The organism is Pseudomonas sp. MN1F (assembly GCF_009391885.1).
In the GTDB taxonomy this organism is placed as follows: domain Bacteria; phylum Pseudomonadota; class Gammaproteobacteria; order Pseudomonadales; family Pseudomonadaceae; genus Aquipseudomonas.
The window spans coordinates 1-24636 of the sequence record NZ_VZII01000059.1; the positions used below are offsets into that span (position 1 = coordinate 1).

Below are 24636 nucleotides of genomic sequence, written 5' to 3' on the forward strand. Positions count from 1 at the left end.
AATCGCTTCATGATCGTCCCCGCCGCGATCTCGACGATCAGAAGGTTAGACAATCGCAGGCGTTTTCACACAGCCTGGGTCGTTAGCTGCCCTCGCCAAATGCCGGTCCGGGTTGATCGTCGACGATGTCGACCGCCACCGGCACCTGGCCAGGCGAGGTGCAATCTCCCGGTTAGCCGGCCCGCAGCGTCTTGTTCAATTGCGCACACTCTTTGCGGGCAGCGTCCCGCTGCTGATCCAAGTAATGCGCCAGGTCGGCAATATGAATGCCTCGTGCGCTCTTCTGGCTTGCCTCGAGCCTGGTGATAGGAAGCTTGATTTGTCCGGCAAGAACCTTCCGCTGAAACATGTCAGGGGTCAGGTGGGTGAAGTAGTCGGTGCACACCTGGTCGATTGGGATGATGGCGAGTCCGTTGTATTGCGCCATTAGCATGAATGCTGTGTTCATGGCTTGCGCCCTCGCATGATGATGAAGCCAGCTGCTTGACGGGTTTTGGAGCATTGGTCGTGATTGCCTTTCACGCGAGCCTTACCGCAGATGTCGCAAATGAACGACATGGCTGGCCGAAGCATTGGCTGCATGCCCTTGGGCGTGCGGGTGGTTGGGGTGTAGGTCGATGTGTCGATCACAGCGAATACCTCTCATGCACTCGGCGAGCATTCGGACTGAGTGCGAGATGCTCAAGATTCGTGGCGCTGTTTACAGTCGGTAACGTGCCTGTCACTGAGCTTCGGTCGATGCTGCTGCGATGCAACTCGACCAAGGCGGTGATCAGTGCCACGACAAGAGCAAAGCTGATCAATTGCCAGATGTGTGTTGAGTTAGGCATGTGGGCTTCCCTCGTTGAGCTGGCGTAGCACCTGCTTGCTGGCCAGCTCGAACAGTTCGCCGGCTGATACCGGCGTGACGGATTGCTCGTAGTTGCGCACGGCGTCAAATCGAGTGCGATACAGCCCGGCCTGGCCGAGCCAAGCGTGGGGGCTGCCTGCGCGGCAGTTCCATAAGTCCGCGAGGCCCGTGTTCTCCCCGAAGACGACGCGAGTAGAGGCGTCGCAGCTGCTACAGCTAATCACGTCGCCGCCATGGTTGGGATCGCGCTCTTCCTCGATAGTGAATCGAGTGGGTGGGCTGCCGCAGAACGGGCAAGGTAAAAGCAGTACCTGCTCGAGCTTCTCGCTTGTCTGGCTCATGCTGCAGCTCCTGCGCTGGCGGCGCTGCGAGGGGAGCTGCGCAGTTGCGCGTGGATCCGCTTGGCCAGCTCGTCAATAAAGTCTGCCTGGGCGCCTGCTCGGGCTGCCTCCGCTTCGGTTTTCAGGGCTTTGAACGTGCGTTGGGCCAGGCGCATCGTCGACGAGGCGCTGACCAGCCACTCGTAGTCTGCCTTGGTCACTGGCAAGCCGGTGTACGACATGATGCGGGCTTCCAGCTCGGCGATACTGGATTTGAGATTGGCGACAGCCAGGTGGTGCTTACGCTGGCCAGCCTCGGACTGGATGCGGGCCTCGTCCAGATCATCCTGCAGGCCTTTGATCTGCAGCTTGAGGTCCGCCCGTTGTTGCTGCCTACCTGTATCCAGGCCACGGGTGAAGGCGCGGTGGCGCATTCTCGGGATGATGATGGTCAGGGCGATGAGGCTGATAAGCCACACGATGGCCATAGCAAGTACTTGTTGATGCGGTTGCATGTGCTGTGCTCCGAGATGGCCCGCCACCGGGCGAGGTGAGAGTCGGTGGCGGGCTGGGTGCCCCTGCTGGCCGGGGCCGCCTGGTTCAAGCGGATCGGGGAGAGCGTTCTGCCTGCCGGTCGAGGTATTCAGCCAAGTTGTGCAGGTACACCACGTATGAGGCTTTCTTAGAGCAGTCGAGCTTGCTCACGCGAAGATCAATCCGCCCCTTACTAATCAGTTCTTTGAACCGCCGATCCGAGCCAATGTGAGAGAAGTAGCGCTCCCTCACAGCGGACAACGTCGGGCAGGGCGTGGAAAACTCGCTGCGCAGTTGTTCCAGGGTGCTCATGCGCACTTCCCAAGATCGTCGGTGCCGGGCTGGAGCTTTGCGCGCACCGCGGCAGCGAGGTGCTCTTTGCTGGCACCGGTTACAGCAACACAAACATCGCCCTGTTCGTTGGTCACGACGGCGCCGAGGGGAAGTTGGCGGTTGACGGTGGAAATGACGTAGGCGGTTTGACCGGTCTGCAGCACCTCTTCGACGCAGACCTGCGCTTCCATGAGTGCCAGCGCCTCTTCCGATTGGGCGCCGGTGTCAGCTCGGCCGTTGGCCAAATCCTGTACGAAGTCCCGCAAGGATTGGCACTTGGTGGAGAGCGCGCGTGGAAGGCTGAGGCTGCTGCAGAGCGGCCCCACGGTCACCTTTATGCAGTGGTGCGTGGTGTCGTTTTCGATTTCGATCTGTGCGTCGACGGTGGCTTCGGGGCGCTGCAGCTTGCAGGTCGCGGTGCCGCCGTTATCCAGGGTGCGCTGGAGCAGCATGATCTGGCGGAGGGAGATCTGGAACTCGCTCATGCTGCACCCCCGTTTACGTTTACGGCTTGAGCTTTGCCATCCAGCGTGACGACCAATTGCAAACCAGTGCTGCGTTGGAAGGCTTGGATTTTCGCCAGGCTGCTACAGGTGGCTGGGTGGATAAGGATCGCTACCGATCCGTTGTGCTGTGCTGATTTCATTCTTCCGTGTCCTTGATGTGAGAGTGGGGCACGGGGATGAAATTAGCAAAGGCTAATTAATTCAGCAATAGCAAATGCTAAATTAGCAAGGCGTCGTTGCACCCCAGCAGATCGCCGGTAGGAGACAACGCGGGGGCCGTCAGAGCTTCTTGGCGTTCCAGGCCAGCAGGACGCGGGCTTGGATATGCATGCGCTCGATCATCGATTCGTCGATGGTAATCGGGGGGTAGATGGGATTGTCGGAGATCATTCGCAGCTGTCCTCCCATCAAGCGCTGCAGGCGTTTGATGTACAGGTCTCCGTCGAGGGTAAAGACGTAAATGGAGTCAGTTTTCACCTCGGTGATCCCACGATCAACGAGCAGGGCGTCGCCGTCAGCGAATGTGCCAGACATGCTGTCGCCGTCGCCTGTGATGATGGCTAGGTTATCGACTTTCGAGAAGGTAAGGCCTTGCATTCTCAGCCAGTCGAGGTGAACCGTCATGTCGCGGATGACTTCAATGTGCATTTCCGGGGCTGCCTTGCCATGCCCCATCGAAGCCGCGATATCGAGATGCGGGATCAGCACGAAGTTCTTGTCCTTTGCCGCCCTAGTGGGCAGACGAACCACGTTGGTTGGGGCTGCGGTTGAGGGCTCCTCCGTTGGAGGAGATGTCAGCGTCCCTGCTGCAAGCCCAATCTTGAGCTCGAGATTTCGCGCAGCCTTTTCCCCCAGCTTGCGGTGGCCGTTTAGCAGTTGTGACAGATACGACGCATCCAGGTCGTGAGCCTCGGCGAATTCCTTCTGGCTCAGGGTACCCATGATCGTGCGGAGGGAGGCGATACGCCTTTCGTTGATATCCATGCGGCGATGATTGCTTTCCGTTAGCAAACAGTAAATTACGAGTTGCTATTGCCTTGCTAATTAGCAATTGCTAATCTGGCAGCCAATGGAGGTGTCTATGATGCTTAGCGAGTACTTAAAGACGATGGACAAGGAGGGGCTCGATGCCCTCGCACGCCGCTGCGGAACATCGGTTGGCCAGCTGAAACAGGTGGCCTACGGGAACCGTCGCGCCAGCGCGGGTTTGGCTGTCTGTTTGGATCGTGAAACAGGAGGGGAGATCGTCTGTGAATCGCTTCGACCGGACATTGACTGGGGATACTTACGGCAAGGAAAACAATAAGAACGCTGAGCCAGGACTCTCACCTCCCGGCCCAGCTATGAAGGCGTAAACGCCAACACTCTCGTCACCCGGTGCTCTCTCTCACAAGTTCAGCCGGATGACTGTTACCGCAGGCAATGCCCGCACAGCACGTGAGGCACCGCACACAGGTCGTAGTTGTAGGATAGGTCCTACCTAGCCCTATGGCTACACCGTAAACCGAGGATTTACGGTTATGAGTCGCATTGATCTACTGCCGGACGCTGGTCCGGTTCTCGCTTTGCGGCAGGCGCTCTACCGCGCCGGTCGCGACTATCACGGTGGTATCACCAAGCTGGCCTTCGATATGGTCATGGACGTCGATACCCTGCAGAAGAAACTCCACCCAACTGAGGAGCGGCGCTGGCCCAGCCCGGACGAGATCGAGGAGATAGTCCGCTGGACAAAAGACACGCGGCTGCTTGATGCCCTCGTCCGTCCGGCCGGTGTCGTCTGGTATCGCCCGGAGCCCGTGCCGGCCACCAATGAAGCATTGCAGGCGGTTGCCAAGCTGCTGGAGGAGTCCAGTGAATTCGTCGGTAGCCTGCACGATGGTGCCGCCGACAACGTCTGGACAGAGACCGAGGTGGTGGATCTCGAGCATCGAGGGATGGATGTAATCCGCCAGGTCCTGGCGATCATGGCGGGTGCCCGCCAAGCCATGGAGGACGAAGCTCATGGCTGATGCCGTCGATTTCGCGAATGACCACGCGGAGTACTTCCTGCAGCTCTCGCTGCAGCGCCTTGCGCGACTCCCTGAGAAGCCAAGCGCCCAGTTCTGTGAGGACTGCGACGAGGCGATTCCACTGGCCCGTCAGCAGTCGGTCGCGGGTTGTGAGACCTGTATCGATTGCCAAAGCCTACGGGAGCGCCGGCGATGAGCGAGCGCCCAACTCGCGCTACAGCTGATTGGGCGCGGCGTTACATTGAAACCTTCGATCTCGCCCTGGTTCCTATTGAGCCAGGCGAGAAGGGACCGAAGGGAGCCGGTTGGAACAAGCCCGGCGGCTATTTCACTGAGGCCTCGAAAGCTGAAGCATTCTGGGCTGCGAACCCGAGCCACAACCTCGGTGTTGTGCTCGGGCCGAGTGGTGTCTGCTCGCTTGACGTTGACGATGTTGAGCTGACAAGGCTGGTCCTGCGGCAAACGCTGGGGCTCGACGTAGACGCTTTGGCAGACGCGTTCCCGACCTCTGTAGGCAATCCTGAGAGATTTCGTGTGATGTTCCGCGTCCCTGAGGGCGTGGAGCTGAGCCGTCACGCGTTGGTGTGGCCGAACAAGAACGACCCCGACGGTACCATCTACAAAGGCCTCATGGCGCAAGTGAAAGCTGCCATGGAAGAGGGCGACTCCACCCGCGAGGCGGCTTTCCGCATGGCGGCTGACCCCTTCAAGAAAGTGACTGTCTTTGAGCTGCGCGGCGGCCTGGTGCAGGACGTCTTGCCGCCGTCTATTCATCCCGGCACTCGAAAGCCATACACATGGCGAACCCCTCCGGCTGCAGAAGGCTTGCCCGTGTTGCCGGCCGAACTCTTGGCCATCTGGCAGAGCTGGGATGCGTTTAAACCGAAAGGCGAGGCCGTTTGTCCATGGTGGCCGAAGGCGGCAACGCTTGTCCCGGCCGCTCGTCCAGCCGCGAAGCCTTCACCAGCTGCGGCGCGAACCGGTGAGCGTCTACCCGAAGTTATTCCAGAGTTCAACCGCATCCACGACATTGCCACGATGATCGAGGCCCACGGTTACAAGCGCATCGATGGAAAATGGTTAAGCCCGCACAGCAGCTCAGGGGCGCCTGGCGTAACGATCACTGATGGCAAGCTCTATTCGCATCACACCTCGGATCCGCTGGCGAACGGACATAAGAACGACGCGTTCGATGTGTTCTGCATCCTGATGCACAACGGCGACCAGAAGGCCGCGACCAAGGCAGCGGCGCAGATCCTCGGCATCGATGCGAAGTCCCGTCCACCCGCGCCGCCACCAATGGGCGAGCTTCCCCTTGCCCCCTCGGTGGTCGAGCAGGCCGAGCTGCCTCCGCTCGAGGTCAGCGATACCGAGCACCTTCCCCACGCCCCATCGGATGATGAAGCGCCCAGCCCGGCCGGCTCATCGGCCAAAGGGGGGGCAGGGGGTGACGCCCTGGATATAGATGTTGCATTGCGCCGATTCGCCCTGGTCGAAGGCACCACCAGCGTGTGGGATTTGGACAAGGGGCGGGCGATGAAGCGGGCAGGCTTCGAAGCTCTGGTTGGTAAGCCGCTGGCCAAGGAGTGGATAGAGCGTACCGACAAAAAGCTCATTGCTTCCGAGCAGGTGACTGAGCTTGAACAGGCCCGAAAGATGTCCAGTAAGAAGGGTGGGGCGCTGAAACTGGAACCGCTCGACCGGTACATCTACATCGATGGTACGAAAGAAGCCTGGGATCGCGAGAAGAAGCGGCGTCTGCCTGAGGGCAGCGTGAAGATGGCCCTGGGTGACGCTTATCAACTCTGGCTGAACAGCCCGGATCGGCGAGTGGTAGACGTTGACCATATCGTGTTCGACCCGACGATGACCAAGGATCCGGCGATCTACATCAACACCTTCGAGGGCCTTCCGCTTACACCGGTTCGCAACGATGCCGCCTGCGAGAACCTGCGTTGGCTCATCGCGTTCCTTTGCAACAATGACTCTGAGGCGCTGGACTGGCTGGTCAAGTGGCTGGCCTACCCGCTGCAGCACATGGGGGCGAAAATGGACACTGCGATCCTATTCCACTCAACCATGGAGGGTTCGGGCAAGAGCCTGCTGTTCGCCGACATCATGGGCGAGTTGTACGGTCGGTACAGCGCAACGGTTGGCCAGGCGCAGTTGGAAGGTAACTTCAACGCATGGCAAAGCGGCAAGCTGTGGGCTGTGTTCGAAGAGGTTGTGAGCCGCGACCAGCGCTACAACCAGGTCGGCAAGATCAAGCACATGATCACCGGCAAGACGGTGCGCATGGAGTCGAAGTTCATCAACGGCTGGGAAGAGTCCAATCACATGAACTCAGCATTCCTAAGCAATGAGATCATGCCCTGGCCGATCAGCGAAGACGACCGCCGGATGCTGGTGATGTGGCCATTGGAGACGCTGCCTTCTGAGCGTCAGAAGGCGATTGCCGGTGAGCTGGCGAACGGTGGGGTGGCTGCGTTGTACGGGTGGCTGCTGGATGTCGACCTCGGGGACTTCAACCAGCGTACGCGTCCGCCGAAGACTGAGGCTCGTCAACGCCTGGTTGAGTTGAGCCGCACAGCCTGGCAGACGTTCTTCCACCTCTGGCGTAACGGCGAGCTTGGGTACGGCCTTTGGGGCTGCTGCCTGACCTCGGATGTGTACGCCATGTTCATTGAGTGGTGCGCCCACAACAAAGAGCACGCCATGAGCCAGACCAAGTTCTCGTTGATGCTCAGCGCGAAGGTGGAGAAGACGAGGGCAATTCCCTGGTCCGACTGCTCCACGGGGAAGGACGTCCGGCGTTTTGCGGCGTTCTTCATGCCCAGCGATGGTGATCCTTCCCTGCCCCCATCCATGAATGCGGCCGTGCTGGGCAAGAACGTTCGCGAGTGGCGCGAGCGAGCGAAGCTCGCGGGCTGGACGGTGGAAGCGTGGGACCACATCAAGAGGGTCGCAGCATGACTACGCCGGTAAGTGTGTTAGGTGTGTTGGGTTGGTGTTGGGTTGGTTTATGCAAGCCAACACAGGTTAAAACCACGGTATTCGTGGCTTGGCGGCAGTCTGTGTTGGGTGTGTTGGGTTCGCGCACGCGCACGCGCACGCGATCTACTCCAACTGATGGAATCGAAGGGCGGATAAATCTCTATGCGAACTCTGAAAAACCCAACACACCCAACACACCAAACACAAATCCTTCCAATCCATTGAATTTATTGGTTTTGGTGTGTGTTGGGTTTGTGTTGGGTTGGCTAAATGTGTGTTGGGTGCTGATTTCGGAGGAATGGCGATGACGATGGAAATGAAACGACGCCTTCAACGCCAGGTGCAGCTGGCCCAGCATCTGAAGGACATGGCGGATTTGATCGATCAAGCTGAGCGCCTGCGTCTGGTAGGCGGGCTGATGCAGCACTGGGGCGAGCAGCGTCGGCAGTTGGGATTGGAAGCCAGTCTTGGCAGCCAGATGGGGACAATCATGGAATGGAAGGGGGCGGCACCGCGCACCTGCTCCTCCGGTGCCCGAATCTTGATTGCAGGCGCTGGCCTGGATCACGCCGCTGCAGAGGTCGATGCGGCTATTGCTGAGTTGAACCGCCGAAATGAACGCGGGGCGACGCTGGCCAAGTTGGCCGAGCTGCGCTATCTACACCAGGCCACGATCAGGGAGCAGATGCGCGAGGTCGGGCTGGCGGAGGGAGCCGACCGTACCTACCGGAACTGGATTAAGGCGCTGCACCTACAGGTGTTGGGTATCCTATCCGCTCGTGCCGGGCGTGTTCGCCAACAGACCGTCCGTCGGGTCGCTATGCGACTTGTGTGCAACATTGATGCTACTTAGCCCCCACATGACGACGAACCGAAAACTGCCCCTTTTCGGTTTTTCCGGTGGCATGTAAAAAGTCCCCACGATATCAAAAGTGCGCTTAGGCACTCTGCAAAGCCCCAACTCTGGTTGGGGCTTTGCTTTTCAGGTGAATCAAGTTTGGGCGTGCATTGGAAAGTCTTTCTTGATGATGTCCTTTAGCCAGAACACAAAGAGCACCATCCCGAAGAAGAAGTACGAAGCAGCGTTCCATATATTCATCAAAAGGATCAGCACATCGCCCCGAGTCGGTACGGTCTCAGGAACACTGAAACGATAGATTTCCCAGCAGTTCATGGCCGTGACAAACGCCGCCATCAACACCGGGATTATTTTCGTAGAGTGCTGCCAGATCTGCTTCAGGATTTTCCTCAGTTCAGCACGTTGTTCAGGCTTCAGTGCTACGCAGCTGACCAAGACTGCAAAAAGCCCACCGATAGTGCCCAGCGCGCTCAGCACAGTCATAAAGATATCCATCACCTCACCCTCACAAATAATCGTTCAGCAGGATAGTGGAGTCTCGTATGACCAATGAGCAACAAGCATTAGTGGAAATGCCGCTTTGGATGGTGATTGTGCTTTCGCTAGTCGGAGGTGTTTCAGGAGAGATGTGGCGGGCTGACAAGGCGGGGGCTCGCGGTTGGGGGCTGATTCGCCGGTTGGCATTGCGGTCTGGTGCCTGCGTCACCTGCGGGCTTTCGACCAACATGCTGCTTTATGCCCTCGGCGTTTCGGTGTGGGCGGCGGCAGCGGTTGGATGCTTGACCGCCATGGCTGGCGCCGATGTGGCGATCAACCTGTACGAGCGCTGGGCCGCCAAGCGGCTGGGTATTGAGCAGGGGCCGCCGCAGGCTGGCGAGCCAGGACAGTGACCCGACCGGAAGTCCCGGCAGGGCCGGGGACCCTGGCGATATGGCCGGGGTACGGGACTGGGAACCCGCGCTTCTTCGTTAGCGGGTGGTTCACCAGCTTAGTGAACTCCGGTGAACTGGTTAACCCCCCGAATTCATTGGGTAAACTGGACATTTCAGCATGCAATATCTGACGAAATCGGAGTTCGCTGCCCGACGCGGATGGTCGAAATCCTACGTTTCCAAGCTGGCCAGTCAGGACCGCCTGGTGCTCACCGCCGACGGCAAGGTCGATGTGGAGGGCACCGAGGCACTGTTGGCTGAATCCGCCGACCCCAGCAAGGCTGCCGTCGCGGCCCGCCATGAAGAAAACCGGGTCGAGCGGGATGTGCGCAGCCACCTCCAACCAATCGGCGACACACCTGCGGTCCAGCCACCGGTTCAGCCGCCCGGCAAGGGGCCAGACTTTCAGAAGGCGAGGGCGCATCGGGAGTACTTCCTTGCGCAGCTCGCCGAGGCTGAATTCAATAAGGTCCAGGGCAACCTGGTGGAGCGCAAGTCGGTGGAGGATGCCGCCTTCGCTGCAGGCCGCACGCTTCGAGACCTGGTGTTCGGTCTTGCCCCACAGCTTGCTGCCGAGCTGACGGGTATGAGCGATTCCTGGGAAGTGGAAAAACGCCTCACGGGCGCCTTTCGCCAAGTCTTCGACGACGCGGCGAAGATGAGCGGCGCTGATCTCAACCAAGCCATTACACAGAGCTGAGCCTATGCACACCGGATACGCGGACGGTGCGAAGGTGTACCGCGAAGCGTATGGCCGTGGGCTGAAGCCTGACCCTGAATTGTGGGTAGACGAATGGGCTGACGAGTACATGCGGATCCCGCGTGATACCGGTGCAGCCGAGCCCGGCAAATACCGCACAGCACGGACGCCTTATGCCCGTGAACCCATGCGCTGCCTGTCGCCAGCGCACCCCTGCAAGCGCGTCATTACGATGGTCGCCTCGCAGCTCATGAAAACGCAGATCGCCCTCAACTGGATTGGGGCGCTGATCCATATGGCGCCGTCCAACATCCTGACGTTATTGCCCAGCCTGGCCCTGGCCAAGCGGGTGTCGGCGCGGATCGGTAAGACCATCGCCGCTACGCCTGAACTGAAATCGCGTGTGGCTGCCTCCCGGTCACGGGATGCTCGCAACACCATGGACACCAAAGAGTTCGAGGGCGGCACGCTGTACGCGACCACTGCTGGCTCGGCCTCTAACCTGGCCGAGCTGGCTGCGCGTTACATTTACGGCGATGAGATTGACCGCTGGGACGTAGACGTCGATGAAGAGGGCGATCCCGTCGATCTTGCCGAGACGCGGGGCAGTACCTTTGGTCGCAATGCCAAGTTCTACTTCTCCAGCTCGCCGACCATCAAGGGTGCTTCACGCATCGCCGATCTGTTCGAGACCAGCGACCAGCGGTACTACTACGTGCCTTGTCCAACCTGCGGTCATAAGCAGGTGCTGGAGTGGGAGCGGTTGCTGTACTCCGCTGATTTCCAGACCGTCCACTACAAGTGCTCCGCCCCCGATTGCGATGTGCTGATCGAGGAACATCACAAGGGTGAGATGCTCGCCCAGGGGGAGTGGCGGTCACACGCTCAAGGTGATGGTGAAACGGTGGGCTTCCACCTCAACGCACTTTATGCCCCGCTCGGTTGGACCTCATGGGCTGACCTGGCCAAGCAATTCGAGAAGGCCAAGCGAGCCCAGGATCGAGGCGACCTTGAGCCCATGCAGGTGTTTTATAACACCCGCTTGGCGAAGGTGTGGGACAGCGCGGTTGAGCAGACCAAGGCCGAAGTGCTGCAGGCGCGAGCGCTGCAGGAGGATTATGTCCTCGGTACCGTGCCTGTCGGTGTCCTGGTGATCACCGGCGCGGTCGACGTTCAGGCCAATCGCCTGGAGTTGATGACCCAGGGCTACGGTGCTGGCATGGAGCGTTGGGTCATCGATCACCAGGTGATCCCCGGCGACCCGGCTGACCAGCGCACATGGGATCTGCTGGACGAGCGATTGAAGGTCCGGTACCGCCACCCCTGCGGCGTGAGCCTGGGCATCGTGGCTGTCGGTATCGACTCCGGTGGTCACCATACCCATGAGGTCTACCAATTCACCCGTGTCCGCCGTTGGCGCAACATCTTTGCGCTGAAGGGGGCGAGCAAGCCGGGCAAGCCGGTAATCGCCCAGCGGCCCTCCCTGGTGGATGTCACCTGGAAGGGCCAGACCGAACGCAACGGCGCCGAGCTGTGGATGGTGGGTACCGATACCGCCAAGGACTGGATCTACAACCGTTACAGCTTCGAGTCCGGGGCGGGTGCGCTGCATTTCCCCAAGGATCTGCCGGATGAGTTCTTCCAGCAGTGCGTAGCCGAACGCAAGATCGCTCGCTATGTGAAAGGGTACAAGCGGATCGAGTGGGTCAAGGGTAAGGCCGACCGCAACGAGGCTCTCGACCTCATGGTGTACAACCTGGCGATGGCCAACTATCTCGGCCTGCATCGATACGGCGAGCAAGACTGGGACAAGCTGCGGCAGGCGCTGGCTCAGGCGAGTCTGTTTGATGAGCCAACATCAACGAAGCAACCGGTCATTGAGCACGATGACGACGACGGTGATGCCGCCGACGAACCCGTACCAGCGACACCGCCCCCAGCTCGGCCCGCGCCACGCCCGGCTCCACCGCCGCACCGCCCGGCACCTCAACCAATGCAACGCCGCAGCTCCAGCAGCGGCTATCTGAAGAGACGCTGACATGGCATATACCCCGGCACAACTCGCTGCTGTCGAGCGTGCGATTGCGCGTGGCGAACGGATCGTTCGCTACAGCGACCGCACCGTCGAATATCGCTCAGTAGATGAGCTCATGAAGGTCCGCGATCAGATCCGAACCGAGCTGGCTCAGGCTGCCGGCCCCCGCTCCCGCGTGGTCCGGCTCCACCATGGAGGAAAGGGGCTGTGAGCGGCCGCTATATCTCCACGCGTTCGGGGCTTTTGGTACCCGAGCGGATCAAGGCCAGCTACGAGGGCGCCGCAGAAGGACGGCGTTCCTCTGGCTGGGATGCCCCAGACACGGGGCCAAACAGCCTAATCATGCCGGCTTTACGCAATCTGCGCTCGCGGTCACGGGCAGCGGTCCGCAATGACCCATATGCGGCCAACATCATCGATAAGCGGGTCAGCAACCTGATCGGCACCGGCATCACGCCGCAGCCTCGATTGCTCGACAAAGCCCTGCGCAAAGCCATGCAGGAGTTGTGGGAAGACTGGGTGGACGAGTCGGACGCCGACGAGCGCACTGACTTCTACGGCCAGCAGGCCTTGGTGGCGCGCACGGTTGAGCAGTCCGGCGAATGTTTCGTGCGCCTGCGGCCGCGCCGGCTGGAGGATGGCCTGGCGGTGCCGCTGCAGGTGCAATGTCTCGCGCCCGAGTTCGTGCCACACGACAAGTTCGAGATGACACGCTCCGGCAACACCATCCGTGCCGGCATCGAGTTCAATGGCATTGGCCGTCGGGTGGCCTACTGGTGTTATCGCAACCACCCCAGCGACAAGGCCTCGCTCAACGCCGGCTACAACCCGCTTGTGCGGGTCCCGGCTGAGCAGATGCTGCACATTTTCGAGCCGCTGGAGCCCGGCCAGTTGAGAGGGGTGCCCCGCCTGGCACCGATCCTCAAGCGCCTGCGCAGCCTGGACAACTACGACGATGCGGTGCTGTTCCGGCAGGAGGTGGCCAACCTGTTCGCGGGCTTCGTTCGCAAGCCAGCGCCAGAAGCGGGAGGTGTTCCGCCCATGGACATGATCACAGGCGGAGCCATTGTGCATGACCGCGATGCCTTCACCCCCATGGTGGCTCTCGAGCCCGGCACGATGCAGGAGCTGGGGCCGGGCGAGCAGGTGGAGTTCTCCGACCCGCCTGACGGCGGCAACAACTACCCCGATTTCATGCGACAGCAGCTGATGGCTGCCGCCGCTGGTGCGGGTCTGCCTTATGAGCTGATGACCGGCGACATGCGCGGGGTCAACGACCGCGTCATCCGGGTGGTGCTGAACGAGTTTCGCCGCCGCCTGGAGCAGCTGCAGTTTTCGGTTTACGTCCACCAGTTGTGTCGCCCGGTGCGGGCGGCCTGGATGGACATGGCATTTCTGGCTGGGGCGCTGGATCTGGAGGATTACACCCTCAACCGCCGTATGTACCAGCGTACACGCTGGGTGCCGCAGGGCTGGGCGTACATCCAGCCGGTTCAGGACGTCCAGGCCCGCATGCTTGAAGTCGCTGCGGGCTTCACCTCCCGCAGCGAGATGTGCCTGCGGTCAGGCACCGACGCCGAGATCGTCGATGAAGAGAACGCCACCGACATCGCTCGGGCGCATGCCCTGGGCCTCAAATACAACGGCTTGTCGGCGATTGATGACGAGCCTGATGACTCCGATGAGAAGGGGAAACAATGAGACCGTTGATGCCATTCCGCGTCTTCAACAAGGCCAAGGCCCTCCTGCCAGTCGAGGATGGGCATTGGTATTCGATTACCGCTGCGGCGCCGGAAGGTGATGCCGACTCGAAGGTCATCGAAGTCTATGTCTACGGCGAGATTGGTGCCTGGGGCATCACTGCCTACCAGTTCATCCAGGATCTCAAGGCAGTCGACGACGGTGTGTCGCCGGTCGTGGTGGCCTTTAACACCAACGGCGGCGACCTGTTCGAAGGTCTTGCCATCCATAACGCGCTGAGGCGATTGGGCGAGCGTTGTACCGGGCGGGTTGATGGCCTGGCCGCCAGTGCAGGCAGTGTGGCGGTCTGCGGCGCCCACCGGGTGATCATGCGCTCGAGCGACTTTCTGATGATCCACAACCCGTACACGTGGGTGGGGGGTGATGCCGAGGATCTTCGCCGGGTGGCGGATGTGCTCGATAAGGCCTTCGAGGCCATGATCGCGGCATACAAGGCCAAGGCGCCGAACATCGATGATGCGGAGTTGCGACGACTGATCAACGAGGAAAGCTGGCTTACGGCCTCGGAAGCTCTTGCGCTGGGGCTGGCCGATGAAGTCAGCACTGACGTGAAGGTCCAGGCATGCCTGGGGCAAGGTTCCACTATGGCGCGTTATCGGAACACCCCGCAGGCGTTGTTGGATGAGCTCAAGGCCAGCAAGGAGGAACCGGCTGCACCCGTTGAACCGGAACCCGAGGCCGAACCTGTCGCCTCGACGCCTACCGCAAGTGAGTCCGCGGCCTTGGCCTTGATGATCACCCAGGCCTGCAGCGCGGCCGGTATCAGCAACCTGGTCGAGCCGCTGATCGCCTCGACCAAGCTGGCGGACGAAGCCACGGTGCAGGCGGCGTTGACCCGCGCCAAGGCGGTGCGGGATCTCTGTGTTGCAGCCCGCCTGCCCGAGATGACCGGCGAGTACGTCCAGGCCGGCCTGGATGCAACCGCAGTTCGGGCGCGTCTGTTCGACAAGCTTGTAGGGGGAGGCAAGGGCTTCGAGATCGATAACAGCCTGCCTCCAGCTGATGACGCGCCGGAGAAGGTCCAGGCGAAAACCCCGAACCACAGCAGCATCTGGTCTGCCCGTCGGCAGGCCACCCAATCCCGTCCTGGCCGAGGAGCCTGACCATGAGTAACACCTACGTAGAGCCGGTTCATGCCGGCGAATTCCTGCTGTCCGAGGGCGCAGGCAAGATCTCCCGCGAAGTGATCGAACTGGCGCCCGGCGAAGCCCTGGTGGCAGGCCAGGTGCTCGGCCAGCTCACCGCCAACGGGCAATTCGCCCCGTACAGCCCCGAGGCCGAGGACGGCAGCGAGACGGCCAAGTGCATCCTGTTCGCTTCGGTCGCGTCCTCCGAGGTGGTGCGCCGTGGTCGTGCAGTCGTGCGCCTGGCTGAAGTGAGCGAGGCGTTGCTGACTGGCCTCGACCCCGACGGCGAGAAAGCCCTGGCGGCCCAGTTCATTATCGTTCGCTGACAGCGACTCACCTTCACCCTGACCCCGCCAAGTGCGGGGTTTTGCATTTCTGGAGGGCCTCATGGCCGACATTGATATTTTCGAAGACAACGCATTCTCCGTTCCAGCGCTCACTGCTGCGATCAACGAGCAACCGTTCGTGCCGGGTCGCTTGGCCGAACTGGGGCTGTTCGAGGAGGAGGGCGTCACCACCGTGACCGTCCAGGTAGAAAAGGACGGCGACACCCTGGCGTTGGTGCCAGCCGGTGAACGCGGCACGTCGGGGCTGGTGGTCAACGGCAGCAAGCGCATCCTGCTGCCCTTCAACACCGTGCACCTCCCCGAGCGTTTCGCTATCAAGGCGGATGAGATCCAGGGCATTCGTGCGTTCGGTGAGCAAACCGAGCTGCAGGCGGTACAGGACGTCGTCAACAAGCGGCTGGCAAAGGCCCGACGCCAGTTGGACGCGACCCACGAATTCCACCGTATGAGCGCCTTGAACGGCTATGTGCTGGATGCCGACGGCAGCACGGTGCTCCTCAATATCTTTGACCGTTTCGGCCTTCAGCCCATTGTCATCCCGATGGAGTTGTCCAACCCGGACACCAAAGTTCGGGTTAAGTGTGTGGACGCGCTGGATGCACAGGAGGAGGCGCTGGGCGCGACTACCACGTCGGGGGCGCGAGCCTTCTGCGGCAAGAACTTCTGGCGCGATCTGATCGAGCACAAGAGCGTCGTGAAAACTTACGAGGGTACCCAGTACGCTTCGGCGCTGCGTGCTGACGGCCGCGAGTCTTTCGAGTTCGGCGGTATCACCTGGGAGCGCTATCGCGGCAAGGTTGCGGGCATTTCGTTCGTGCACGACGACGAAGCCCGCCTCGTACCCGTGGGTGTGCCAGGGCTGTGCATCACCCGCTTCGCGCCGGCCGACTATATGGACACGGTCAACACCGAGGGGCTGCCGTACTACAGCCAGCTGGAAATGATGCCCTTCAAGAAGGGCGTGGCTGGTGAGGCGCAGTCGAACCCGCTGCACCTGGTGACCCGCCCCCGCGCCATCATCCGCTTGACGCGCTGACGATGTCCTTCCGTGAACTGCTGGACGACGTCGATGACACCGTGTTCGAGGTTCTTGGAGATCGCGCTCTGATCGAGGGGCGCGAGGTGCAGGGGATGTTCTCTGCGCCCTGGCTCCAGCCCAAGCTCGGCCAGATCCGAACGGCCCTGCGGGAGCCGCACCTGGTGATCCGGGGCGGCGACAACGCGGGGGTCGAAGCGAGGCAGCAGGTGTTCATCGATCTGCCGTCTGAGGATGGCGGTGGAAATTACACCATCGTGGCGTCCGAACCGGGCGGGGATGGACTGGTCACGCTTGTGTTGAGGAAAGCACCATGAGTGTTGGCAGCTACCACAAGCAGTCGGCCCTCGGCGGGATGATCTCGCTGAGGGTCGACCCACAGGACATGAAGGCCTTTCAGGACTTCGCGCAATTGTTCCCCAAGGCGGTTGCAGCAGCGCAGCGGCGAGCCATTAACAAGGTTCTCCGCTGGCTTCGGACTCACATCGCCCGCGATGTCGGCCGTCAAGAGCGCATTGCAATCGCTGCGGTGCGACAGCGTCTCAAGGCGTTCCCGGTCTCTAGCAATGGGCTGGGACGCCTGTGGTTTGGCATCAACCCCATCGAAGCAAGCCGGGCAGGCCGGCCGCGCCAAAGTCGCTCAGGGGTATCTGTGGCCGGGCGTCGCTATGAGGGCGCTTTCTTCAAGCGTGTCTACGGCGGTAGCCCTGACATCTGGATTCGTACAGCCAGCAAGCACTTCGACGCGAACGACTACCCCGACAGCGAAGTGTCGAGCGGTGGTGGTCGCAGATCCGGTTGGATCTCGGAGAACGACAGCCGCTTCCCTGTGGCCAAGGCGAAGATCTCGCTGGATGACACCCGGGCTCACTTCGAGAACTGGACCAAACAAGCGCATGAGCGCCTGCAGGTCGTCATGGAACAGGAAATGAACTTCGAGTTGCAGAAGTATTTGCGGAGGTCGGGCAATGGCTGACGATCCGATACCTCTCGGGCAGGTGTACACCGCGATAGAGGAACACATCAAGGAAGCGATCCCTGGTCTGGCCTATGTCGGGACCATGCCAGAGGGCATCAGGGCAATCTCGCCACCAGCAGTGGTCATCGAGTTGGCAGGGTTCGAAGCGGCAGAAAAGGACCCAGGCACCGGTGAGGTCGCGGTGGAAGCGCGGTTCGAAGCCCGCGTCATCGTTGGCCAAGAGGAGGCGAACTGCTTGCACGTGGCTGCATTCGTGGCTGCGCAGCTTACGGTGCTGCTGCGGATGCAGTCCTGGGGCCTGCCAGTGGAGTTTGCTGAATTTGTCCGTGCGGAGCGGGACTGGACTCGCCCTGAGCTGGATGGCTATGCCGTTTGGGTCGTGGAGTGGGTGCAGGTTATCTATCTCGGCGTCGAGGAATGGCCATGGCCTAACCAGCCGCCTGGCGGTTTGGTGTTTGGCTTCAGCCCTGATACTGGTCCCGGCAGCGAACATCAGTACCAGGCACCGGAGGACATGGCATGAGTTACACGTCCGCCCAGCATGACCGCATGTTGGCCTGCTTGGTGATTCCCTGCACGGTGGTGGCTGTCGACTTGGCGGCGGCCCGGGTGCGGGTCTCGGATGGCGGCAACTGGACGAGCGCCTGGGTTCGCTGGCACGCGCAGGCCGCTGGCAATGCCCGTCACTGGCGGTCGCCGAGCTTGGGCGAGCAGGGGGTGCTGGTCAGCCCGAGCGGCGAGCCGGCGCAGGGCACCTTCGTGCCGGGCTTGTACGGGAATGCCGGTGATCAGCCGGACAACCGCGACCATGTCGAGGTTTGGCGCTTCGATGACGGTGGTTCCCTGGTCTACGACTGGGCGGCCAGCAGTTACACCATCAAGGTGCCGTCAGGCACGGTGACCATTGAGGTGGGAGGTTCCAAGGCGGTGCTCACCGGCGACGCCATCACAGCTGAATCGGCGAGCATCACGCTCACCGGTAACGTCAGGATCGTAGGGCCGCTGCAGGTCACAGGCGACATCAACGGTGGCGGCCGGATCATTGATACGGCCGGCAACACGGCCAACCACAAACACTGAGTCGAGCCCGCAAATGCGGGCTTTTTTGTATCTGGAGGAAGCATGGCCAAAGCAGAGAAAGAGGCTCCCGCAGAGGGCGCGGGGCAGGAAATCACCGCAGTGCCGGACCCGGTCCAGCCGGTCACCTTTCGGGATAAGGACTACAAGGAGCGCGTGCTGCTCATGCCGAACTTTCGGGAGTTGCGGGTCACGCGGGCTCGGGTGGTGGTGATGGGAGATGACTCGGAGGCCATTGCTTTCCTGCGTAAGCGTCCCGACTTCGAGCAGCAGCAGGGATAGGCCCATGATCGGACTGGATCGCCGCACGGGGCTGCCGCTGTCCGGCACGGCCCATTTGAAACAGTCCGTTGAGGACATCCTGACGACCCCCGTCGGCAGCCGCCGTATGCGGCCTGAGTACGGCAGCAGTCTGCGCCGCTATGTCGACTTGCCGGTGAACGATGGCTGGAAAAGCGCGGTGCAGGCAGAGGTAGCGCGTGCCCTTGGGCGCTGGGAGCCACGTTTGAAGCTGGAGCGGGTACGCGTCACCGCGGTGGTCGGCGGGCAAATCACGCTGTCGCTCACCGGCGCCTACCTCGGTGACAGCGTCGTATTGGAGGTGAGTGCATGAGCGCAATTGACCTGTCCCAGCTGCCAGCGCCGCAGGTGCTGGAAGACTTGGACTATGAGGCGCTGTATCAAGCCGACTTGGCCACCTTCCGTGCGCACATGGGCGACAACTGGAGCGCGGCGCTTGAAAGCGACCCGGTGACCAAGCTGCTGGAGGTCGGCGCCTACCGCAAGCTGCTCAACCGTTCGCGGATCAACGACGCGGCCAAGGCGCTGCTGCTGGCCTTTGCCCAAGGCTCCGACCTCGACCAGCTGGCCGCCAATGTCAGTTTGTCGCGCCTGGTGGTTCAGGCTGAGGATCGGACAGCGGTGCCACCGGTACCGGCGGTGCTGGAGGAGGACGACGCCCTGCGCGAGCGGGTGCAGCTGGTTTATGAAGGGCTGACCACGGCCGGTCCCCGTAACAGCTACATCCTGCACGCACGCAACGCCTCCGGCCTGGTGGCCGATGCCACGGCTGAGAGCCCGTCACCGGCGGTCGTGCATGTCACGGTGTTGGCTCTGGAGGGGAACGGCACGGCCTCGGCCGAGCTGCTGGCCACGGTGGACGCCTACCTGAGCGACGACGACGTGCGGCCGGTGGCGGATCGGGTGGTGGTGCAGAGCGCTGAAATTCTGCCGTTTCAGATCAACGCCAAGCTTTATATGGCGAGCACCGGCCCGGAAAGCGAGGGCGTGCTGGAGCAGTGCAGGGCGCGCCTGACGGCATGGATGAACCCCCGGCGTCGGCTCGGGGTAGAGGTGGCCCGCTCGGCGGTCGACGCCCAGCTGCATATCGACGGGGTGCGCCGCGTGGAGCTGATCGGGTGGTCTGATATCCGCCCGAGCAAGTCGCAAGCGGCCTGGTGCACGGGGATTACCGTCGAGCGGGGTGATTGATGAGCAGCTTACTCCCGCTCAATCGCACGCCTCTGGAGAGCGCGCTGGAAGCCGCCGCCGACGAAGACTTGGCCATCATGCTGCGCCGTCTCTACAACCCCGACACCTGTCCGGCCCGCCTTCTGTACTTGCTGGCCTGGGCATGGTCGGTCGACCGCTGGGACGATCGGTGGTCAGAAGCGGTCAAGCGCTCGGTCATTCGCTCGTCGTTTTACGTGCACGCGCACAAGGGCACCATCGGCGCGCTGCGCCGGGTGGTCGAGCCGTTCGGTTACCTGATCGAGGTGGTCGAGTGGTGGCAGACGGTGCCCAAGGGCGTGCCGGGCACGTTTGCGCTCAAGGTCGGCGTGGCTGAGGAGGGAATCAGCGAAGAAACCTATCAGGAACTGTCGGCGCTGATTGATGACGCCCGTCCGGTCAGCCGGCATATGACCGGCCTGGCCATCAGCCTGGAAACCGCCGGCACCCTTTGCCTCGCCACGTCCGTCTACGACGGCGACGAATTGGACGTGTACCCGCCGCAAGCGGTTGACCTGGTGGTCGCCGGCGAGATTGGCCGAGGCGGCCGCGATCACACTATTGACTATCTGGACGTTAACCATGGTTGACCAGACTTCACAGTTTTACGCGATCCTGACCAACGTCGGGGCTGCGAAGCAGGCTAACGCGGATGCCCTCGGCGTCCCTTGGACTTTCACTCACATGGCGGTCGGCGATGCCAACCCGACCGGCCTGGAAAATCCGCCGCACCCGCTGCCGGTGGCCACGCAAACGACGTTGCTCAATGAGTGGCGCCGGGCGCCCCTCAACCAATTGAAGGTCGACCCGAACAATGCGGCGATCATCATTGCCGAGCAGGTCATTCCGGCCGACGTGGGAGGGAAGTGGATTCGGGAAATCGGCTTGTATGACGCCGCCGGCGACCTGGTGGCGGTGGCCAACTGCGCGCCGACGTTCAAGCCGCTGCTGAGTCAGGGGTCAGGCCGCACCCAAGTGGTACGGCTGAATCTGCTCGTCAGCAATGCCAGCAACGTTCAGCTGAAAATCGACCCGTCGGTGGTGCTGGCAACGCGTGAGTACGTTGACAGCCGGCTTACTGAGGAAATCAGCAAGCTCGACAACAAGCAGTCAGTACGCGCCGCCACCACGGCCAACATCACGTTGTCGGGGCTGCGCACGGTCGACGGTGTTGTATTGGCAGCCGGCGACCGGGTGCTGGTCAAGAACCAGACGCAGGCCAAGGACAACGGCTTGTATGTTGTGGCGTCCGGGGCCTGGTCGCGTTCCTCGGATGCGGACATCAGCGCCGAGGTAACGCCGGGATTGGTGGTGGCGGTTGAGCAGGGCACGACCCTGGCCGATACCATCTGGCAGCTGATCACCGATGCCCCGATTGTGCTGGGCACCACGGCGCTTACTTTCCGCGACATTACCGATGGTTTCGCCCGCCTTATGTCGCCGGCATTCACCGGTACACCCACCACCCCGACGCCTGCGCAGTTCGACACGACGCCGGTAGTGGTAAACGCCGCGTTTGTGAAGCGCATGGGGGTGGAGTATGCCGGCTATTCGAACTATTCAGTTTCGACCGCCCTGGCGCTTTCTGAGGTCGGTAAGCTGGTGGCCTTTGCCAATGCGGCCACGCCGATGACGGCCACGCTGCCGACGGGTGGCACCATCACGCCAGGCGCTACGGTAACGCTGCTGTGCGGTCAAGGTACGCTCACGGTAACCGCCGCTGCAGGCGATTCGATTGATGCGGTGGGTGTGCCCGGCGACGTTGTCATGGGCCAGGGCGATACGGCTGAATTCATTCGCAACGGTTCCCTCTGGCGCCTTATCGGCGGCACGGTGTTGCTGCGCTACTCGGCCATCATGCAAGGCGAAAACTGGGTAACCCCGCCGCAATTCGATAACACCAAGAAGCTGGCTACCGCCGAATTTGTGCAGCGCGCATTGGGCAGCTTTTCGGGTGCGGTGACGTATGGCGCTAACGTCACGTTGACCAAGACCGATGTCGGTAAGGTCATTCGTTTGTCGGGTACGGGATTCACGGTGACCCTGCCATTGGTCTCTACGCTGGTGGAAGGTGCCTCGCTAGCTATTCAGCACTCCGGCACCTCGGGCACTCAAACGGTGGTGGTACAGGGTGGTGACGTCATCGACCCAGGCGCAGGCCTGGTTACGTCACTCACGTTGAACATGGGCGATACCGCAATATTGGCGCGTGCGGGCGGCAGTTGGGCACTGATCAGCGGTAGCGCCGCGCTCAGTTATGTGGATCGGCCCACCCTGGCGCAGTTCGACAGCAGCCGCCAGCTGGCCACAACCGAGTTTGTGCAGCGGGCCTTGGGTAGCCTCAGTGGCTCCACCAGCATTTCCGCGAGCCGCACGCTTACCGCTGCAGATATCGGTAAGCGCATCGAGCTGGCGAACGGCGTTACCGTCACGCTGCCGGATACCTCGACAGTGCCTCAGGGTGCGGCGGTTTTGATTTCAGCAGGCCCAACGGCGACCACGGCGCGCGTTACTGTTGCCGCCAGCGATCAGTTGGCAATGAACAACCTGTCAATGGCCTTGCCCTACACGCTCGCCGCCGGGGGGGACTTCCTGGCTATTCGAGAATCCAACGTATGGCGCTGCCACTTTGGTACTGAGCCGCTGCGCAACTCGCCGTTGTTCGCCGCCTCTTTCTCGGTCTCGGGTTACTCCAAGATGCCCAATGGCGATATCGAGATGTGGGGCCTGACTGGCGGCTCGGCGCCGGGCGCGGTCACTCCGGTGACCTTCCCAATGGCATTCCCTAACGCGTGCCATAACATCCAGATGACCTATGTGGATTCTGGCACGCAGTCACCCGCCAGCCGTGGCGGCCCTGTCCAGGTGGGTAGCTACTCCAAAACAGGGTTCAACTACTCGCACTCTGGCAGTAGCAGTTCCGCCCAGCATTTCTGGCGTGCCAAAGGCAACTAAGGGGGTTGTATGAAGGTTTATTTTGCGCCGGATGGTGGGTTTTACAGCCTCGACTTTCAGGGCTTTGTTCCGGCTGGATCGGTCGAGGTGACCGAAGTCGATTACAAGGCGCTGCAGGCCGGCCAGTTACAGGGCAAATGGATCGTGGCCAACGACCAGGGTTACCCGGTGCTGCAGGCGCCCGAGGAGTCGCCAGGCTATCTGGCCTCGGTTGAGCGCAGTTGGCGTGACATGCAGCTGGCGGCCACCGACGGGCTGGTGGTTCGCCACCGTGATGAGCTGGAGGCGCAGGCCGAAACCACATTGACCTCGGCGCAGTATGCCGAGCTACAAGCGTTTCGCCGCGCCCTGCGCGATTGGCCTGATTCGGGAGATTTCCCGCTGATTGAGCATCGTCCGGGCGGCCCGGCCTGGCTCGCTGAGCAAACCTAAGACGCCCCGCACTGACGGGGCGTTTTCTATTCCGCTGTACCACCTGGCCCTGCACTGCGGGGCCTTTTCATATCTGGAGTAAACATGGCTGGATTCTTTCACGGCGTTACCGTAACGAACGTCGACACCGGCGCACGCACCATCGCCCTGCCGTCGTCCTCGATCATCGGCCTCGTTGATACCTTCACCCCTGGACCTGACGCCACGGCCAAAGCTAACGACCTGGTCATGATCACCAGCGAGCGCGAGGCAGTGGCCGCCTTCGGTGCAGATTCGGCGATTACCAAGGCCTGCCGGGCGATCTACACCCGCGCCAAGGCAGTGATCGTCGCCTGCGGCGTGGCCAAGGTGGCCGACGCGGCCGCGCAGACTTCGGCAATCATCGGCGGCGTACTGGCCGACGGCACCCGTACTGGCATGCAGGCACTGCTGGACGGTAAAAGCCGCTTCAACGCTCAGCCGCGGCTGCTGGTGGCACCCAAGCACACCGCCACCCAGGCGGTCGGCACCGCGCTGGTGGCCCTGGCCGACAAGCTGCGGGCTATCGCCATCATCGACGGCCCCGGCACCACCGACGAGGCGGCCATGGCCTATGCGGGCGAGTTCGGCGCCAAGCGCGCTTACATGGTCGACCCGGGCGTGAAGTACTGGGACACCGCCGCCGAGGCGACGGTGGACGCGCCGGCGTCGGCCTGGGTGGCTGGCCTGTTTGCCTGGACGGACAGCGAGTACGGTTTCTGGGCCTCGCCGTCGAACAAAGAGTTCGTCGGCATCACCGGTACCACCCGTTCGGTGGAGTTCTTGGATGGCGACGACACTTGCCGGGCCAACCTGCTGAACAACGCCAATATCACCACCATCATTCGCGACGACGGCTACCGCCTGTGGGGCAACCGCACGCTGTCGAGCGATCCGAAATGGGCGTTCGTCACCCGCGTGCGCACGATGGATATCGTCATGGACGCGATCCTGTACGGCCACAAGTGGGCGGTAGATCGCTCGATCACCGCGACCTACGTCAAGGACGTGACCGAGGGGCTGCAGGCCTTCATGCGCGACCTGAAGAACCAGGGCGCAATCATCAACTTCGAGGTGTACGCCGACACCGAGCTGAACACAGCCAGCCAGCTGGAGCAGGGCAAGGTGTACTGGAACATCCGCTTCACCGATGTGCCGCCGGCCGAGAACCCGAACTTCCGCGTCGAGATCACCAATCAATGGCTGACCGAAGTCCTCGACTCGGCCGCATAAGGAGCGCTTCACATGGCAATGATTCCCGAAACCCTGGCCAACCTGAACCTGTTCGTCGACGGCATCAGTTTCCAGGGCGACGTACCCAGC

General features: G+C 61.7%; 31 protein-coding genes and 1 pseudogene. 25 read left to right on the forward strand and 7 right to left on the reverse strand.

From position 1 onward, the window contains the following. Positions 1-172 precede the first annotated feature (172 nt). The 6 genes from F6X59_RS25985 to F6X59_RS26010 form a co-directional block, all read right to left on the reverse strand. Positions 173-448, reverse strand: a complete 276-nt coding sequence (locus tag F6X59_RS25985) for a pyocin activator PrtN family protein (protein ID WP_152958961.1) — start codon at positions 446-448, stop codon at positions 173-175. Positions 449-822: 374 nt separating this feature from the next. Further along, on the reverse strand, positions 823-1191 hold the full coding sequence (locus tag F6X59_RS25990) for a Lar family restriction alleviation protein (protein ID WP_152958962.1): 369 nt from the start codon (positions 1189-1191) through the stop codon (positions 823-825). Then, positions 1188-1685 (reverse strand): hypothetical protein, encoded by a 498-nt coding sequence (locus tag F6X59_RS25995; RefSeq protein WP_152958963.1) that lies wholly within the window; start codon positions 1683-1685, stop codon positions 1188-1190. Before F6X59_RS25995 ends, F6X59_RS25990 begins: the two co-directional genes overlap by 4 nt. 85 nt (positions 1686-1770) lie before the next feature. Further along, a complete protein-coding gene (locus tag F6X59_RS26000) occupies positions 1771-2016 on the reverse strand; it encodes a pyocin activator PrtN family protein (RefSeq protein WP_152958964.1) in 246 nt (81 codons plus the stop codon). Continuing rightward, the gene (locus F6X59_RS26005) at positions 2013-2522 is read right to left on the reverse strand and encodes a hypothetical protein (RefSeq protein WP_152958965.1); all 510 of its coding nucleotides are present in this window, start codon (positions 2520-2522) and stop codon (positions 2013-2015) included. Before F6X59_RS26005 ends, F6X59_RS26000 begins: the two co-directional genes overlap by 4 nt. A gap of 300 nt (positions 2523-2822) precedes the next feature. Beyond that, positions 2823-3527, reverse strand: coding sequence for a S24 family peptidase (locus tag F6X59_RS26010; protein WP_152958966.1), 705 nt, complete (start codon positions 3525-3527; stop codon positions 2823-2825). 97 nt (positions 3528-3624) lie between these two features. On the opposite strand from F6X59_RS26010, the gene F6X59_RS26015 reads away from it, so the two are divergent. The 5 genes from F6X59_RS26015 (at position 3625) to F6X59_RS26035 (ending at position 8399) form a co-directional block, all read left to right on the forward strand. Beyond that, positions 3625-3849 carry a YdaS family helix-turn-helix protein gene (locus tag F6X59_RS26015; protein WP_152958967.1) on the forward strand — a complete coding sequence of 75 codons (225 nt, stop codon included), beginning with the start codon at positions 3625-3627 and terminating at the stop codon, positions 3847-3849. Between the two features lie 214 nt (positions 3850-4063). Next, positions 4064-4552: a phage regulatory CII family protein gene (locus tag F6X59_RS26020; protein ID WP_152958968.1), complete on the forward strand. Its 489-nt coding sequence runs from the start codon at positions 4064-4066 to the stop codon at positions 4550-4552. After that, positions 4545-4748: a TraR/DksA C4-type zinc finger protein gene (locus F6X59_RS26025; protein WP_112898797.1), complete on the forward strand. Its 204-nt coding sequence runs from the start codon at positions 4545-4547 to the stop codon at positions 4746-4748. Before F6X59_RS26020 ends, F6X59_RS26025 begins: the two co-directional genes overlap by 8 nt. Further along, a complete protein-coding gene (locus F6X59_RS26030) occupies positions 4745-7525 on the forward strand; it encodes a DUF5906 domain-containing protein (protein WP_152958969.1) in 2781 nt (926 codons plus the stop codon). Before F6X59_RS26025 ends, F6X59_RS26030 begins: the two co-directional genes overlap by 4 nt. A gap of 325 nt (positions 7526-7850) precedes the next feature. After that, positions 7851-8399 carry a hypothetical protein gene (locus F6X59_RS26035; protein WP_152958970.1) on the forward strand — a complete coding sequence of 183 codons (549 nt, stop codon included), beginning with the start codon at positions 7851-7853 and terminating at the stop codon, positions 8397-8399. Between the two features lie 138 nt (positions 8400-8537). Here the strand turns inward: F6X59_RS26035 and F6X59_RS26040 are convergent, their stop codons facing one another. Further along, on the reverse strand, positions 8538-8888 hold the full coding sequence (locus F6X59_RS26040; RefSeq protein ID WP_152958971.1) for a hypothetical protein: 351 nt from the start codon (positions 8886-8888) through the stop codon (positions 8538-8540). A gap of 59 nt (positions 8889-8947) precedes the next feature. Here F6X59_RS26040 and F6X59_RS26045 point away from each other — a divergent pair, with 59 nt between their 5' ends. The 20 genes and pseudogenes from F6X59_RS26045 to F6X59_RS26140 form a co-directional block, all read left to right on the forward strand. Beyond that, positions 8948-9295, forward strand: a complete 348-nt coding sequence (locus F6X59_RS26045; RefSeq protein WP_152958972.1) for a phage holin family protein — start codon at positions 8948-8950, stop codon at positions 9293-9295. Between the two features lie 160 nt (positions 9296-9455). Then, a complete protein-coding gene (locus F6X59_RS26050) occupies positions 9456-10037 on the forward strand; it encodes a terminase small subunit (RefSeq protein WP_152958973.1) in 582 nt (193 codons plus the stop codon). Positions 10038-10041: 4 nt separating this feature from the next. Further along, positions 10042-12075: a phage terminase large subunit family protein gene (locus F6X59_RS26055; protein ID WP_152958974.1), complete on the forward strand. Its 2034-nt coding sequence runs from the start codon at positions 10042-10044 to the stop codon at positions 12073-12075. Position 12076: 1 nt separating this feature from the next. Continuing rightward, a complete protein-coding gene (locus tag F6X59_RS26060) occupies positions 12077-12283 on the forward strand; it encodes a phage head-tail joining protein (RefSeq protein WP_090343934.1) in 207 nt (68 codons plus the stop codon). Beyond that, complete coding sequence (locus F6X59_RS26065) at positions 12280-13773, forward strand: phage portal protein (protein ID WP_372240545.1); 1494 nt, start codon at positions 12280-12282, stop codon at positions 13771-13773. The genes F6X59_RS26060 and F6X59_RS26065 overlap by 4 nt, the downstream gene beginning before the upstream one ends. Then, complete coding sequence (locus tag F6X59_RS26070; RefSeq protein ID WP_152958975.1) at positions 13770-14936, forward strand: head maturation protease, ClpP-related; 1167 nt, start codon at positions 13770-13772, stop codon at positions 14934-14936. The genes F6X59_RS26065 and F6X59_RS26070 overlap by 4 nt, the downstream gene beginning before the upstream one ends. Before the next feature lie 2 nt (positions 14937-14938). Then, positions 14939-15286, forward strand: a complete 348-nt coding sequence (locus F6X59_RS26075; RefSeq protein ID WP_152958976.1) for a head decoration protein — start codon at positions 14939-14941, stop codon at positions 15284-15286. Positions 15287-15347: 61 nt separating this feature from the next. Beyond that, positions 15348-16343 carry a major capsid protein gene (locus tag F6X59_RS26080; protein ID WP_152958977.1) on the forward strand — a complete coding sequence of 332 codons (996 nt, stop codon included), beginning with the start codon at positions 15348-15350 and terminating at the stop codon, positions 16341-16343. 2 nt (positions 16344-16345) lie between these two features. Further along, the gene (locus tag F6X59_RS26085) at positions 16346-16660 is read left to right on the forward strand and encodes a hypothetical protein (RefSeq protein WP_152958978.1); all 315 of its coding nucleotides are present in this window, start codon (positions 16346-16348) and stop codon (positions 16658-16660) included. Then, a complete protein-coding gene (locus F6X59_RS26090) occupies positions 16657-17319 on the forward strand; it encodes a hypothetical protein (protein ID WP_152958979.1) in 663 nt (220 codons plus the stop codon). The genes F6X59_RS26085 and F6X59_RS26090 overlap by 4 nt, the downstream gene beginning before the upstream one ends. Beyond that, positions 17312-17845: a hypothetical protein gene (locus tag F6X59_RS26095; RefSeq protein ID WP_152958980.1), complete on the forward strand. Its 534-nt coding sequence runs from the start codon at positions 17312-17314 to the stop codon at positions 17843-17845. The genes F6X59_RS26090 and F6X59_RS26095 overlap by 8 nt, the downstream gene beginning before the upstream one ends. Further along, positions 17842-18402, forward strand: a complete 561-nt coding sequence (locus F6X59_RS26100; protein WP_152958981.1) for a phage baseplate assembly protein V — start codon at positions 17842-17844, stop codon at positions 18400-18402. The genes F6X59_RS26095 and F6X59_RS26100 overlap by 4 nt, the downstream gene beginning before the upstream one ends. Positions 18403-18444: 42 nt before the next feature. Next, the gene (locus tag F6X59_RS26105) at positions 18445-18681 is read left to right on the forward strand and encodes a hypothetical protein (protein WP_152958982.1); all 237 of its coding nucleotides are present in this window, start codon (positions 18445-18447) and stop codon (positions 18679-18681) included. Between the two features lie 4 nt (positions 18682-18685). Beyond that, positions 18686-19012 carry a GPW/gp25 family protein gene (locus F6X59_RS26110; protein ID WP_152958983.1) on the forward strand — a complete coding sequence of 109 codons (327 nt, stop codon included), beginning with the start codon at positions 18686-18688 and terminating at the stop codon, positions 19010-19012. Next, positions 19009-19890: a baseplate J/gp47 family protein gene (locus tag F6X59_RS26115; protein ID WP_152958984.1), complete on the forward strand. Its 882-nt coding sequence runs from the start codon at positions 19009-19011 to the stop codon at positions 19888-19890. The genes F6X59_RS26110 and F6X59_RS26115 overlap by 4 nt, the downstream gene beginning before the upstream one ends. Continuing rightward, on the forward strand, positions 19890-20498 hold the full coding sequence (locus tag F6X59_RS26120; RefSeq protein WP_152958985.1) for a phage tail protein I: 609 nt from the start codon (positions 19890-19892) through the stop codon (positions 20496-20498). Before F6X59_RS26115 ends, F6X59_RS26120 begins: the two co-directional genes overlap by 1 nt. After that, entirely contained in the window at positions 20491-22863 is a 2373-nt protein-coding gene (locus F6X59_RS26125) for a phage tail protein (RefSeq protein ID WP_152958986.1), read from the forward strand. The genes F6X59_RS26120 and F6X59_RS26125 overlap by 8 nt, the downstream gene beginning before the upstream one ends. Before the next feature lie 9 nt (positions 22864-22872). Continuing rightward, positions 22873-23295: a phage tail assembly chaperone gene (locus F6X59_RS26130; protein WP_152958987.1), complete on the forward strand. Its 423-nt coding sequence runs from the start codon at positions 22873-22875 to the stop codon at positions 23293-23295. 84 nt (positions 23296-23379) lie between these two features. Further along, positions 23380-24546 carry a phage tail sheath family protein gene (locus F6X59_RS26135; RefSeq protein WP_152958988.1) on the forward strand — a complete coding sequence of 389 codons (1167 nt, stop codon included), beginning with the start codon at positions 23380-23382 and terminating at the stop codon, positions 24544-24546. Between the two features lie 12 nt (positions 24547-24558). Further along, positions 24559-24636 (forward strand): annotated as a pseudogene (locus F6X59_RS26140) (phage tail protein); the annotation flags it as partial.